The sequence below is a fragment of the Streptomyces sp. NPDC018693 genome, assembly GCF_044391385.1.
In the GTDB taxonomy this organism is placed as follows: domain Bacteria; phylum Actinomycetota; class Actinomycetes; order Streptomycetales; family Streptomycetaceae; genus Streptomyces.
In genome coordinates, this window is sequence record NZ_JBIRZZ010000002.1 from 496,077 (window position 1) to 509,816 (window position 13,740).

Genomic DNA, 13,740 nt, shown 5'->3' on the forward strand with positions numbered 1-13,740 from the left:
TCCGCACATACGTGCCCCTACCGTCGCGGTCACATCAAGGGCACACAAGGGGAGAGCAAAGGTGCGCAAGCTACTGCCGATCATCGGGACACCGTCCGCCGCCCACCCGGGCGGGCGATCCGCCCTGACCTGCCGTTTCCGGTGTGGTGACGCCTGCTTCCACGAGGTGCCCAACACCAGCGACAACGAGTACGTCGGCGATGTGATCGCCGGTGCGCTGAGCCGCCGCTCCATGGTGCGCGCCGCCGCCGTCGTGACCGTCGCGGCCGCCGCCGGCACGGCAGCCGGTGTCGCGGGGGCCCGCCCCGCCGCCGCGGCCACGCCGGAGTCGTACGGAGACAAGAACAAGAAGCCGGCCACCGGCGGCGCGCGCGGCCTGCGCTTCGCCCCCGTCGCCCCGAACACCACCGACGCCGTCACCGTCCCCGAGGGCTACGGCCAGAACGTCGTCATCCGCTGGGGCGAGCCCATCCTGCGCGGCGCCCCCGCCTTCGACCCGGACAACCAGACCGCCGCCGCGCAGGCCGGCCAGTTCGGCTACAACAACGACTTCCTCTCGCTGCTGCCCCTGCCGGGCGAGCGCGGCCACCACCTCCTCGTCGTCAACCACGAGTACACCGACGAGACCCTCATGTTCCGCGGGTACGACGCCGCGAACCCCACCCGCGAGCAGGTCGAGATCGCCTGGGCGGCGCACGGCCTCAGCGTCGTCGTCGTGGCGGAGGACCGGAAGACCGGCAAGCTCACCGCCGTACCCCGGCACCACCTGAACCGCAGGGTCACCGCCACCACCGAGTTCCGGCTGACCGGCCCCGCCGCGGGCTCCGACCTGCTGAGGACCTCCGCCGACCCGAGCGGCACCAAGGTCCTCGGCACCCTCAACAACTGCGCCGGCGGCGAGACCCCGTGGGGCACCACCCTGCACGGCGAGGAGAACTTCAACCAGTACTTCGCCAACGCCTCCCGCGACACCGACAAGCGGTACGGCATCCCCACCGGCGCGACCGAGCGCAAGTGGGAGCGTTTCGACAAGCGGTTCGACGTCGCGCAGGAGCCCAACGAGGTGCACCGGTTCGGCTACGTCGTCGAGTTCGACCCGTACGACCCGACCTCCACGCCCCGCAAGCACACCGCCCTCGGCCGCTTCAAGCACGAGGCGGCGACCGTGCGGCTCACCGCCGACGGACGCCCGGTCGTCTACTCCGGTGACGACGAGCGCTTCGACTACTTCTACAAGTTCGTCGGCAGCAAGCGGATGAAGAAGGGCTCCTCCCGCGCCGTCCGCGAGCACAACCTCTCCCTCCTCGACGAGGGCACCCTCTACGTCGCCAAGCTCACCGGCGACTCCCCGGCCATCGAGATCGACGGCACCGGCACCCTGCCGAGCGACGGCGAGTTCGACGGCAGCGGTCAGTGGATCCCGCTGGCCACCGCGACCGCCAAGGGCGCCGTCTCTCACGTCGAGGGCATGACTGCGGAGGAGGTCTTCGTCTTCACGCGCCTGGCCGGCGACAAGGTGGGCGCGACCAAGATGGACCGCCCCGAGGACATCGAGCCCAACCCGGTCACCGGCAAGGTCTACGTCGCCCTCACCAACAACTCCCGCCGCGGCACCACCGGCAACGCACCCGTCGACGAGGCCAACCCGCGCATCGGCAACAAGCACGGCCACGTCCTGGAGCTGACCGAGCGCTGGAACCTCCCCGAGAGCACCAGGTTCGCCTGGTCCCTCTTCCTCGTCGCCGGCGACCCGGACGACCCGGCGACCTACTTCGCCGGCTTCCCGAAGGACCAGGTCAGCCCGATCTCCTGCCCGGACAACGTGGCCTTCGACGCGTACGGCAACCTGTGGATCTCCACCGACGGCAACGCCCTCGGCTCCCACGACGGCCTCTTCGGCGTCGCCACCCGCGGCTCCCGCCGAGGTGAGCTGAAGCAGTTCCTGACCGTCCCCGCCGGCGCCGAGACCTGCGGCCCGATCATCCAGGACCGCCGCGTCCTGGTCGCCGTCCAGCACCCGGGTGAACTCGACGGCGCCTCCGCCGAAAACCCCCTCAGCACCTGGCCCGACGGCCCTGGCGCCCTCAACCGCCCGTCCGTAGTGGCAGTCTGGCGCCAGGACGGCCACAACATCGGCTGCTGACCCACCCCACTCCCCGGCCCACGAGAGCACCAACCCCGCTCTCGCGGGCCGGACAGGCGGTGATTGGAGCGAACGTTCCGCCTCGTGGCCCGCGATCAGGGGGTTCCAGCGATCCATCCGCTCCAATCACCGGGTCACGACCGGGGGCGGGGATCGCATCCCGCCGACTGGTGTAGCCGGGTGGTCTTCGGGCCGTGCCAGGCCCCGGGCCCCGGGCGGCCGAGACCGCGCTCACCGGCGCGCGCAGCGGCCCCGGGGCGCTCGACCGCGTCTGCCGGACCCAGGCCATCCGGCCGGGCGCGGCCAGGATTCCCACACCACTGGGTGGAACACCACCGGGCCGTAACCGGAGACCGCAGGCCGCCCCGGCGTGCCCCCGGCCCTCCCCACCATGGCCCGCAAGCCGCCGATGCCACCCGGCGTGCCGCCGCGTGCCGCCGCGCATCACCGACCATGGCCCGCAGCTACCAGACCGCCCCGGCGCGCCCCATCCGCGACCTGCAGTCGCCAGGTCGCCTGGCGTGCCGCCGCGCATCACCGGCGACGGCCCCAGCCGCCAGGCCGCCCCGGCGTGCCTCCGGTTCTCCTGGCGCGCCTCATCCGCGACCTGCAGTTGCCAGGTCGCCCTGGCGTGCCGCCGCGCATCGTCGGCCACGGCCCGCAAGCCGTCAAACCCACCCGGCGGGCCGGCGAGGCGAGAGCGCGTGTCCTCGCCCAGACGGCGGCGCAGGCGGCCTGAGGGGATGTCCACCTGGGCCCCGCTTTCCCGGGCCGTTCGCTCGCTTCTTGCCCGTGCTGGAGCGGACCGGTCAAGGGTGGGCCGTAGGCCCATCGGCGGAGGCGACGCGGAGCGCCCTTGATGCGGGCCGTGGAAGCACGGCACTGGTCCGGAAGCGGGCGGCCCCACGGTCACTTGACGGCTTGCGGTGACGTGATCGCCCTCGCCGCCGCCACCTCCTGCCGGAGCGGCTCCAGGACGCTGTCCGGAGGGCCAGTGAGGTTCGTACGGACCGGGTAGAGCACCTCCGTGTCCCGGAGCCCCTCCGCCAGCTGCCGTAGTTGCAGTGCCACGTGGCTCACCTCGGCCTCGGACGGGGGCTCGGCTCCGTGGCGGATGCGGACGCGGGCCGCTGTCGTCGCGTCGACGATGCGTTCGACGGCGACGACGAGGGGCCACCAGGCCGCCGCCCGGCGCCCCGTCGGGGGCGGCTCGGTGAGGGCGCGCTGGAATTCCGTACGGACGACGGAGAGGTCCCGGTAGAGGCGGCGGCGCATCCGGGCGCGGGCCGCGGGCTCGGTGGCGGGGCCGAAGGCGGCCTCGACGTAGCGCGCGGTGCCGGACACCGCGTCGGCGAGGCGGGCGCCGACCCGGGTGTGCCAGCTCTCCGGCCAGAGCAGATACCCGGCGACGAGCGCGATCACGCAGCCGATCAGGGAGTCCACCAGACGGGGCAGGAGCAGGCCGGTGCCCTCGCGGTTCAGCATGTCGGAGAGGAGGAGGATCACCGGGGTGATCGCGGCCGTCTGGTAGCCGTAGCCCCGCGGCGTGAGCGCAGGGATCAGCGGGGCCAGGACCAGCATCACCGGCACGTCCCACCAGCCGCGCTCCACCTCCACCAGCACCGCCGCGGCCACCACGAGCCCGGCCACCGTGCCCAGCGCCCGCAGCAGCGCCCGGGAGAAGACCGACCCGAAGTCCGGCTTGAGGACGAAGGTGATGGTGAGGGCCACCCAGTACGAGCGGGGCACCGAGATGATCGACACGAGTACCTGCGCCAGGCCGATGCACAGCGCCAGGCGCAGGCCGTAGCGCCAGGAACCGGCGGACAGGGCCACGTCACGGGCCGCGCGGGCGGCGCGGACGGGCAGGGCGGCCGGCCGGCCCAGACGGTCGTCGACGCCCCGCAGGTCGATGTCGGGGGCGGTGACCACATCCGCCGCGTGGCGCAGGGCGTGATCGACGGCACGGGTCGTCTCACCGGCGGGGGCTGGGGCGGAGGAGGAGGCGGGGAGGGCGAGAGCTACCGGACCCGTGGAGCCGGTCTCCACGGCCTGTGCGAGGTGGCGCACGGACCGCGGGATCTCCGGCGGCAGCCGCACCCCGCCCAGATGCGCCGCCGGAGCCGCCTCCACCACCGGGGTGATCGCGTTCAGCTGGGCGAGCAGCCGGGCCAGTTCGGGGCTGCGGCCGTGGTGCAGGGCGCGCCGGGCCAGGATGAGGTCGTACGACTGGTTCAGGGACTGCGTGACGGCGTGGCGGGCCTCGTCGTACTCCCCGGGGACCTCGCTCCCGCAGGCGGCCAGCAGCTCGGCCACCGCGCGGTACGTGTCCGCGACCGCCGCCCGCTCGGGGACGCCTCCGCGCAACGGCCAGGCGAGCAGCGCCAGCACGAGGACGAGCGCCCCGCCGCCCGTCACCAGCAGCGGCGCCAGCCACCAGTCCCCGGGCATCGGCAGGCCCGCGCCGACGACCGAGTTGAGCAGCAGCAACAGCCCGGACACGGAGGCCACCGCGCCGATCGTCGACATCATCCCGGAGACGAGGGCGACCCCGGTGACGGCCGCGACCGCCGTCCAGCCGTGGCCGTGGACGGCGGAGCCGAGGGCGATGCCGACGGCGCCGAAGAGCTGCGGTACGGCGATGTTGAGCAGCCGCATCCGGTAGGCGTCGGCGGTGTCGCCGATGACGCCGGACAGGGCGCCCATCGCGGCGAGGGCGCCGTAGGCGGGGCGGCCGACGGCGAGGCCGATGGCGAGGGGCAGTGTCATCGCGAGCGCGGCGCGGGCGACGGCGGGGCGGTTGACGGGCGCCTGCTGGGGCCGCAGGTTGCGCATCAGCCAGTCGGGAGGCGTCAGGCCGATGGCGAACTCACGGGACATGAGCCCATTATCCGGCCGGGCCCTGTCTCCTTTGCGCCGCTCATCTGCGCTGCGCATCTGCGCCTCGTGCGCGCCTCATCCGCGCCTCTCATCCACTCCCGTGGAGCGTGACATCGACGAGCAAGGCACGATGGTCCGTCCCGGCCAGGTCGAGGAAGCGGGCGGAGTGCGCGGAGAAGTCCGCCGAGACCAGGACGTGGTCGATCTGCGCGCCGAAGACGGGCGTCCACCCGGACGGCCAGCTCGGCTCGCGGTCCTCGCCGACGAGCCGGGCCGCGTCGCGCAGCCCCGTGTCGAGGATGCGGCGGAACGCGGCGTGGTCCTGGGTGGCGTTGAAGTCCCCGGCGAGGACGAGCGGCCCGCGCTGTGCGGCGGAGAAGTCCCGGACGCGGTCCAGTTCCCGGTTCCACAGGGACACCTGGCGGGGCAGCGGCGGCATGGGGTGGGCGAGCTGGAGGCGTACGGCGTGGCCGTCGACGTCGGCGACGGCGCCGGGCATGCCCAGGGTGCCGGGGAGGACGGCGGCGGGGGTGAGGCGGTGGCGGCTGAGGATGAGCGAGCCGATGGAGCTCGGCCCCTCCACGGCCTGCCGGTACGGATAGTCGCCGCTCACCTCCCGGCGCAGGGTCTTCTGGCAGCCGTACTCGCACTCGGTGACGAAGACCAGGTCGGGGCGCTCCCGGCGGACGGCGGTGACGAGGGAGTCGGTCGCCCGGCCGAACTCGACGTTCGACGCCAGTACGCGCAGCGAGGCGACGGGTCTGCCGGCGGGCGGGTCGGTGGTGCCGTACGGCTCGATGAACCAGGCCAGCAGCCCGAGCACGACCACCCCCCACACGAGTCCGGTCCACCACCGGGTGAGCAGGGCCAGGGCGAGGGCGAGTCCGGTGGGCGCGAGCAGCCACGGCAGGAAGGCCAGCACCTGCGGTACGGGCGTGATCCCGTCGCTGTCGGCGGTGCGGAACCCGACCACCACGCTCACCGCGGCCAGCAGCAGCCCGGCGCACCAGGCCCCGAACACCCGGCCCCGCCCGCGCCCTTCGGGCACGTCAGCGGAACTCCTGTACGACCTCGATGCGTCCCACGATGTGCGCGTTGAACTCATCCAGCTCCTCCGCCGGCACCCATAGCTCCAGGATGGTCTCTCCCCCGGCCCGGCGCACCGGATACCGCTGAAGGAAGGCGCTGTCGACCTGGAACCGGGTGACGTGGCCGACCCCGGACGCGGGCACGTTCCAGTCCCGGGCGATCCGGACCGCGTAGTCCTCGTTCAGGACCGGGTAGAAGATCGGCTGCTCGGGCAGGCGCGGCGGCCATGTCCGCCATCCGGACGCCTCGACGAGGGCGAGCTCTTCGGGGCCGGTGGGACGCCAGAGGGTGGTGTCGTGGCCATGGCGTGACGGTAGACGCGCGGCGGGGCCCCGGCCAGGACATATCCGTGCCGGGCCCGATCGGGTCCGATCAGCGCGGCCCCGGCCACACCGCCGACGCGTCGTCGCGGTCGGGGTCGGGCAGTCGTACGGGGCGCACGGGGACGGGGATCGCGCGGGCGGTGTGTCCGTCCGTGACCGCGGTCCACGGGGCGGGGTGTCCCGAGTAGCACAGGGTGGTGAGGGCGAAGACGTCGTCGGCGTAGATCTCGACGTACTCGCCGACGGTGAGGACGCGCAGCGTGGTGGCCGGATCGGTCAGGACGGTCTCGCCGAGGGGGGTGCCGTCGGGGCCGGTGACCCAGAGCTGCTTGCCGTCGCAGCCGACGCCGAGGGCGGCGCGGTCGCCGCCGGAGGTGTCGGTCCGCAGGGTGATCTCGGTGCGGCCGGTGATCTCGATGTCGCCGACGGCGTGCAGGGCAGCGTCGTACGTCTCCTCGCCGAGCCAGGGGTCCAGGCCCGGCCACCACTGCAGCCGAGGTGCCGAATCCTCCGGGACGACAAGGGACTTGGGCTGGGCGAGCATGCCGCGGCAGCGGTCGCCGGTGTCGGTGAGGCCGACGCGGCGGGGGGTGGTGTGCAGGACGACACGGGAGCCGTCGGGGGCCCGGACGACGCGGGGGGCGTACGCGCCGGTGGGGCCGAGGGGGCCGCGGCGGGTCCACGGGCCGCGCAGGCGCGGGGCCGTCCACGCCTCGAAGCCGCGCGTCGCGCCGATCGAGCCGAGCAGCAACCAGCTTCCGTCGTCGAGGCGTTCGAGTACCGGGCACTCCAACTCGTCGACGTCGCCGGGGGAGATGAGCGGCGGGTGGACGGTCCAGTGCTCCAGGTCGTCGGAGGTCGCCCAGGCGACGCAGCCGCCGACCTCGACCGGCAGTGAGGCGTCGGCGGCGCAGACGACCATCACCCAGCCGTCGGACTCGTCGTCGCGCACGACGAACGGGTCGCGCCAGCCCATGCGTTCGCCGGTGCGGTACCAGCGGGGGTCCGCCTCGGCGACGGGTCCCGTGCCGTGGCGGCGCCAGCCGGTGCCGTCGGTGCGCTCGGAGCGGGCCAGTCCGACCGACTGCAGCGGCCAGCCACCCGGGGTCAGCCCGGAGACCCCGGTGTAGAACATCGCCATTCCGCCGCCGTCCCGGAAGCCGCCGTCCCGGACGCCCCCGCCCCGGACGGCATGCATGGTCCACACCGCCTGCTGGTCGAAGCGGCCGGGCAGGCCGTTGCCGAAGGCCGTGCCCTGGGGCTCCCAGTGGACCAGGTCGGTGGAGGTGGCCCGCCCGTACGACGTCTCCATGCGCAGGTGGTCGAACTCGGTCGTCCACGGGCCCTGGAGGTGCAGCACGGTGTAGGTGCCGTCCGCGTCGCGCAGGACGTCGAAGTCGTTCACGCAGAGGCCGGGCGGGGCGTATCGCATGCACAGGTCCTGTCTACCGACAGCGGCACTCAAACGTGTGCGCTGTGTCCTGGCTGGTGAGAGCTTTTCTGAGGAGTAGCCGAAGTAAAACCGAACGCAAACGCTTGCGCAACTGAGTGGGCGGGTTTACGGTCTCGTCACTCGCCCCTCACGCCGATGTGAAATCCGAACCCCTTCACGCGGCCGCACCCGATCAAGGAGCACCCTGTGACGGTCAGCATCACCGATGTCGCCGAGGCCACCGGGGTCTCGGCGTCCACCGTGTCCCGGGCGCTGCGCGGCCGCCCCGGTGTCTCGGAGGAGATGCGGGCCCGGATCGTGACGGTGGCCGCCGAGCTGGGCTACACCGCGTCGCGTTCCGCCTCCAGCCTGGCCAGCGGGCGCACCTCCACCATCGGGGTGGTCGTGCCGTACGTGGGCCGCTGGTTCTTCGGCACCGTGGTGGACGCCGCCGAGCAGGTCTTCAGCGCGGCCGGCTACGACGTGCTGCTGTACAACCTCGGCTCGGCGGAGGCACGCAAGCGTTTCTTCGCCAAGCTGCCGATCCGCAAGCGGGTCGACGCCGTGCTGTCCCTGCTGATCCCGGACCCCGTGGAGGCCGCCGCCCTGCGCTCCCTGGACGTGCCGCTGGCCACCACGGTCGGCGGGGCGAGGCCCGGCTTCACGGTGGTCGGCATCGACGACCGCGGCGGCGCCCGCAGCGCCGTGCAGCACCTGGTGAACCTGGGTCACCGGCGGGTCGCCATGATCTCCGGGGCCAGTGAGCCGCTGCACTGGACCACTCCGCTGGACCGCCGTCAGGGATACCTGGACGTGCTGGCCGACGCCGGCATCGAGCACGACCCGGCGCTGGAGGCGGACGGCGGCTACACGGTCGAGGGCGGTGAGCGGGCCATGACCGAGCTGCTGGCCCTGCGGCATCCGCCGACCGCCGTGTTCGCCCAGTCCGACGAGATGGCGATGGGCGCGATGCGCGCCCTGCGCCGGCACCGGCTGAGGGTCCCCGAGGACGTGTCGGTGGTCGGCTTCGACGACCACGAACTGTCCGAGGTGGCCGGGCTGACCACCGTCGCCCAGCCGGTCGTCGCGCAGGGCCGGGAGGCCGCCCGGCTGCTGCTCGGTCAGCTCGACGACCCGGACGCGGGGCCGCCCCGCCCCGTCGAGATGCCCATCCGCTTCATCCTCCGCGAGACCACCGCCCCACCGGACCCGCACCGCCTGCGGTGACTCCCCCCCCCGCCCCCAGTCCCCCCGCGCCCCCACACCCCCGCCCGCACCACCGCCCACCCCGCACGGAGGCACACCCATGAACACCGACCCCACCAGAAGGTACCGCCGCACGGGCCTCACGGCCCTGGCCCTGCTGCCGCTGGCCGCGCTGGCCGCCTGCGGGGGAGGCGGCGGCAGCGGTGCCTCCGCCGAGGAGGGCAGCGGGAAGGGCACCGTCAGCATCTGGGCCCACCAGGGCCAGACCGGCGAGGCCGCCGCGCTGCAGAACGCCGTGAAGTCCTTCAACTCCTCGCAGAGCGACATCAAGGCCGAGCTGAAGCTGATCCCCGAGAACGACTACACCAAGACCATCACCGCCACCAGCGCCTCCGAGCTGCCGGACGTGCTGGAGTTCGACGGCCCGACGATGGCGAACTTCGTCTACAACAGCAAGCTCGCCCCGATCGACGACTTCGTCTCCGCCAAGACCCTCGGCAACGCCACCGACGCGATCAAGGCGCAGGGCGAGATCGACGGCAAGCACTACGGCCTGGGCATGTTCGACTCCGGTCTCGGCATGTACGGCAACAAGAAGCTGCTGGACGCGGCCGGGGTGAAGTACCCGACGGGCGTGGACGACGCCTGGACGGCGGCGGAGTTCGACAAGGCCCTCCAGGCGCTGAAGGGCAAGGACGCCGACGGCAAGGTCCTCGACATCTCCGAGCAGTACGGTCTGGCCACCGAGTGGGGCACGTACGGCTTCTCCCCGCTCGTCTGGTCGGCCGGCGGCGCCCTGCTGAAGGACGGCAAGGCCGAGGGCGCCCTCGACAGCCCGGACGTGGTCGCCGCGCTGAAGACCTTCCAGTCCTGGAAGACGTACGTCGACCCGAACACCGACGGCAACGCCTTCGCCAAGGGCAAGGTGGCGCTGAGCTGGGTCGGCCACTGGATGTACCCCGCGTACAGCGAGGCCCTCGGCGACGACCTCGTCGTGCTGCCGCTGCCCGACTTCGGCAACGGCCCCAAGACCGGCCAGGGCTCCTGGGCCTGGGGCATCGGCGCCAACACCAAGAACGCCAAGGCCGCCGGCGTCTTCCTGGACTACCTCCTGAACGACACCAACATCGGCGCGATGACCAAGGCCAACGGCGCGGTGCCCGCCACCAAGTCGGCGCTCGCCCAGAGCGACCTCTACAAGCAGGGCGGCCCGCTCCAGCTCTTCGCCGACCAGCTCGCCAAGCCGTGCGGCGCCAGTGACATCACCGCGTCGTGTGTCGCCGTCACCCGCCCGGTGACCGCCGGATACCCCACGGTCACCGCGAAGTTCAGCGAGGCCCTGAACGCCGTCTACGGCGGCACGGACCCGAAGTCGGCCCTGGAGAAGGCGGCCCGCGCCATCGACCAGGACTTCTCCGACAACGCCGGATACAAGATCCCGTAGCCAGATCCGCAGGACGCATCGGCCGGGGCGGGCCGAGTCATCGCAGACACGACGACAGACACGACGACGGCGCCCGCCCCGCCGGAAAGAGGACCCCGTGAAATCCGTGGAACCCGCGCACACCGCGGCCCCAGGCCGGGCGCAGGCCGCCCCGGCCGCGCCCTCCGCGAAGCCGAAGCCCTCGCGTCGCCCGCGCGGGAACCGCGACTGGCTGCACGGGCTGCTGATGTCCGCCCCGGCCGTCGGTGGACTGATCGCCTTCGTCGGCATCCCGTTCGGCTACGCCGTGGTGCTCTCCTTCTACAACGTGCGCCTCGGCTCGCCGCTGGAGCCCAGCTTCTTCGGCCTGGAGCACTACCGGCGGCTGTTCACCGACCCCGACCTGTCCGGCCCCTTCCTGCGGGCGCTGCTGAACAACCTGACCTTCGCCGCGGTCGTCGTACCCCTCCAGACGGGGCTGGCACTGGGCCTCGCCATCCTCCTCAACCGCAAGCTGAAGGCCATCGGCCTGTTCCGCTCCTTCTTCTTCATGCCGGTCGTCTTCCCGATGGCGCTGGTCGCCGTGATCTGGCGGCTGATCCTCGCCCGCAGCGAGCAGGGCATGCTCAACTCCCTGCTGGACGCGGTGAGCTTCGGCAACTGGGGCGCCTTCGACTGGCTCGGCGACAGCGCCACCGCGATGGCCTCGATCATCGTGCTGTCGGTGTGGCAGGGCGTCGGCTTCCAGATGGTCATCCTGCTGGCCGGCCTCCAGCAGATCCCCGACGAGCTCTACGAGGCGTCCCAGCTCGACCGGGCCTCGCGGTGGCAGCAGTTCCGGCACGTCACCCTGCCCGGCATCCGCGGCACGCTCGTCTTCGTCGCGATGCTCACCTCGGTGCTGTCCTTCCGGGTCTTCGACCAGGTGTACATCCTGATCCGCGGCGGCGGGCTGGACGAGGACGCCACCCGCACCGTGATGTACCAGGCCGTCACCACGGCCTTCGACCAGAACAACATCGGCCAGGCGTCCGCCATCACGGTCGTGTTCTTCCTGATCGTCGTCGCCCTGACGATCGTCCAGCGCCGTGTCGTCCGGCCCGACAACGAGGACTGACCGCACCATGGCCATGACCCGTACGCCCGTACGCCGCTTCCTCGACTACACCGTCCTGAGCGTCCTCGCGTTCGTCTTCGCGCTCCCCGCCCTCTACCTCTTCCTCGGCAGCCTCAAGCCGTCCGACCAGGTCCTCGACGGCCTGTCCGGCTTCCTGCCCACCAACCTCTCCTTCGACAACTACGCCGCCGTCTTCGACAGCCTCAGCTCCGACAGCACCGGATACTTCTGGCAGTTCATGGGCGTGTCGGTGCTGCTGGCGTTCGTGGTGGTGACCGGCGGCCTGATCGTCAACTCGATGGCGGCCTACGGGCTGACCCGGCTGAAGTGGCGCGGCCAGAACCTCGTCTTCGGGCTCGTCCTGCTGCTGATGCTGATCCCGTTCGAGTCGGTGGCGGTGCCGCTGTTCTACATGTTCAACGGCCAGCGCAACACGATCCACATCCAGGCGCTGCCGTTCATCGCCAATGCCTTCGCGATCTACCAGTTCCACACGTTCTTCCGGAAGATCCCGCCGAGCATCGAGGAAGCCGCCCGGCTGGACGGCGCGGGCCCCTGGCGCACCTTCTTCGCGATCATCGTCCCGATGTCGAAGCCGGTGTTCGCCTCGGTCGCGATCCTCACCTTCCTCATCCAGTGGGGCTCCTTCCTGTGGCCGGTGCTGATGGTCTCCGACCCGTCGGTGCGGCCGCTGCCGCTGGAGATGAGCGTCTTCCAGGGGCAGCAGCCGCCGGACTGGGGCCAGATCCTCGCGTTCGGTGTGCTCCTCGTCCTGCCTGTGCTGGTTGTCTTCGCGTTCTTCCAGCGGTGGTTCGTGCAGGGCGTCGCGAGTTCCGCCGTGAAGGGTTGATCCCGTTGGCCGTGTGCGGCGCCGTCTGGGCTGATCGCGCCCACGCGGCGGAGCCGCATATTGATACAGCCCCGCGCCCCTCAGGGGGTTGCTGAACCCTGGGTCTGCAGCTGCCGCAGCTGGCGGTGCACGTGGTCCAGGGCGCCCTGTCGGCGGCCGGGTACGCGGCCGCGCAGTTCGGCCAGGGCCGGGCCCAGTTCGCGGGCGCGGGACGCGTCCTGGATGCGGCCCCACTGGTGGTGCGCGCGGTCCACGGCCGCTTCGACGGGCGGTGCGTCCGCCGCCTGCCCGGCGGCCAGCCGGGCACCCGCGACCGCGAGCCACGTACGGCAGCTGCGCTCGGCGTCCCCGGCGAACATCGCGAGATCCGCCCGCACCTCCATCCAGTGCAGCGCCTCGTCCGACCCGGGCCCCCGGGAGGCCAGCGCGGCCTGCTCCCAGCGGGCGGCCAGCGCGTCGGCGTCGGCGTGCCGGCCGGCTTGTACGGCGGCGGCGATGGCGGAGTGGGGATCGGTCTCGGCGGTGGCGATTCTCAGCCCGTCCGGCGAGTGAGGACGAGGCCGCTCGGGCCGAAACGGGGGTCTGGGGGCAGCACCCCCAGGGACGGAACGGGTAGGGGCGGCGGGGGCGAGAACGAGATCCCCCACCTCCCCCTCCCCGGCGATCCGTGCCAACGCCAGCTGGTGCAACTGCTCCACCGGCGGCCGCACCCCACTGCGCAGTATCGTCGCGACGGTCCGCATGTACGTCGGCACCGCCACCGCCCGCCGCCCGGGCGGCGGCGCGACCCTGCCGTACGCCGCGACGTGCCGACCGCAGTCCAGCGCGTGCTCCCGCAGCCAGGCCCAGCTCTCCGCGTCCGCGTGGAGGTCGACGACGAACGTGGTGGTGCCGGGCGCGCGCAGCCGCAGCTCGTCCCGCAGCCACTGCCAGGGCAGCCCGGTGTAGCGGACCGTGGCCGGTGTGGTGCGCGCCAGCGCCAGGTGGGGCAGGTGCTGGCGCCGGTCGAGCAGGAGCTGGCCGGTGACGAAGAGGGTCAGCGGGCCGGGCGCGGCCGCGGCGGCGCGCAGCCGGGTGAGGACGGCCTGCGGCTCCAGGGGGTCGGCGAGTTCGACGACGTTGGCGGTGTCGGTGCCGGCCAGCACCCCGGGCGGCACCGCCGCGAGCACGGGCAGCACGGAGGCGGCGTCCACCAGGCGGCCCTTGCCGACCGGCGAGGCCGCGAGCAGCAGCACGGTTCCGGGCATGGTTCCCTCACCCACGGTTCCTCCCCCCTT

10 protein-coding genes are annotated in these 13,740 nt (G+C 72.6%); 5 read left to right on the forward strand and 5 right to left on the reverse strand.

The features are described from left to right. Nucleotides 1-61 precede the first annotated feature (61 nt). Nucleotides 62-2,143 carry a PhoX family protein gene (locus tag ACH5AC_RS06635; protein WP_398860561.1) on the forward strand — a complete coding sequence of 694 codons (2,082 nt, stop codon included), beginning with the start codon at nucleotides 62-64 and terminating at the stop codon, nucleotides 2,141-2,143. A gap of 909 nt (nucleotides 2,144-3,052) precedes the next feature. On the opposite strand, the gene ACH5AC_RS06640 is transcribed toward ACH5AC_RS06635, so the two are convergent. The 4 genes from ACH5AC_RS06640 to ACH5AC_RS06655 form a co-directional block, all read right to left on the reverse strand. Continuing rightward, a complete protein-coding gene (locus ACH5AC_RS06640; protein ID WP_398860562.1) occupies nucleotides 3,053-5,023 on the reverse strand; it encodes an FUSC family protein in 1,971 nt (656 codons plus the stop codon). A gap of 88 nt (nucleotides 5,024-5,111) precedes the next feature. Then, complete coding sequence (locus ACH5AC_RS06645) at nucleotides 5,112-6,128, reverse strand: endonuclease/exonuclease/phosphatase family protein (protein WP_398860563.1); 1,017 nt, start codon at nucleotides 6,126-6,128, stop codon at nucleotides 5,112-5,114. Then, entirely contained in the window at nucleotides 6,073-6,459 is a 387-nt protein-coding gene (locus tag ACH5AC_RS06650) for an ADP-ribosylation/crystallin J1 (protein WP_398860916.1), read from the reverse strand. Before ACH5AC_RS06650 ends, ACH5AC_RS06645 begins: the two co-directional genes overlap by 56 nt. 25 nt (nucleotides 6,460-6,484) lie before the next feature. Then, nucleotides 6,485-7,867, reverse strand: a complete 1,383-nt coding sequence (locus ACH5AC_RS06655; RefSeq protein ID WP_398860564.1) for a mucin-1 — start codon at nucleotides 7,865-7,867, stop codon at nucleotides 6,485-6,487. Between the two features lie 207 nt (nucleotides 7,868-8,074). On the opposite strand from ACH5AC_RS06655, the gene ACH5AC_RS06660 reads away from it, so the two are divergent. The 4 genes from ACH5AC_RS06660 to ACH5AC_RS06675 all read left to right on the forward strand — a co-directional run bounded on the left by ACH5AC_RS06660 (nucleotide 8,075) and on the right by ACH5AC_RS06675 (nucleotide 12,463). Next, nucleotides 8,075-9,094 carry a LacI family DNA-binding transcriptional regulator gene (locus ACH5AC_RS06660; protein WP_398860565.1) on the forward strand — a complete coding sequence of 340 codons (1,020 nt, stop codon included), beginning with the start codon at nucleotides 8,075-8,077 and terminating at the stop codon, nucleotides 9,092-9,094. A 79-nt stretch (nucleotides 9,095-9,173) separates the two neighbouring features. Continuing rightward, nucleotides 9,174-10,517 carry an ABC transporter substrate-binding protein gene (locus tag ACH5AC_RS06665; RefSeq protein ID WP_398860566.1) on the forward strand — a complete coding sequence of 448 codons (1,344 nt, stop codon included), beginning with the start codon at nucleotides 9,174-9,176 and terminating at the stop codon, nucleotides 10,515-10,517. Nucleotides 10,518-10,614: 97 nt separating this feature from the next. Further along, nucleotides 10,615-11,613: a carbohydrate ABC transporter permease gene (locus ACH5AC_RS06670; protein ID WP_398860567.1), complete on the forward strand. Its 999-nt coding sequence runs from the start codon at nucleotides 10,615-10,617 to the stop codon at nucleotides 11,611-11,613. A gap of 7 nt (nucleotides 11,614-11,620) precedes the next feature. Continuing rightward, a complete protein-coding gene (locus tag ACH5AC_RS06675) occupies nucleotides 11,621-12,463 on the forward strand; it encodes a carbohydrate ABC transporter permease (protein ID WP_398860568.1) in 843 nt (280 codons plus the stop codon). An 80-nt stretch (nucleotides 12,464-12,543) separates the two neighbouring features. Here ACH5AC_RS06675 and ACH5AC_RS06680 read toward each other — a convergent pair whose 3' ends face one another. Next, nucleotides 12,544-13,710: a hypothetical protein gene (locus ACH5AC_RS06680; RefSeq protein WP_398860917.1), complete on the reverse strand. Its 1,167-nt coding sequence runs from the start codon at nucleotides 13,708-13,710 to the stop codon at nucleotides 12,544-12,546. Nucleotides 13,711-13,740: the final 30 nt, after the last annotated feature.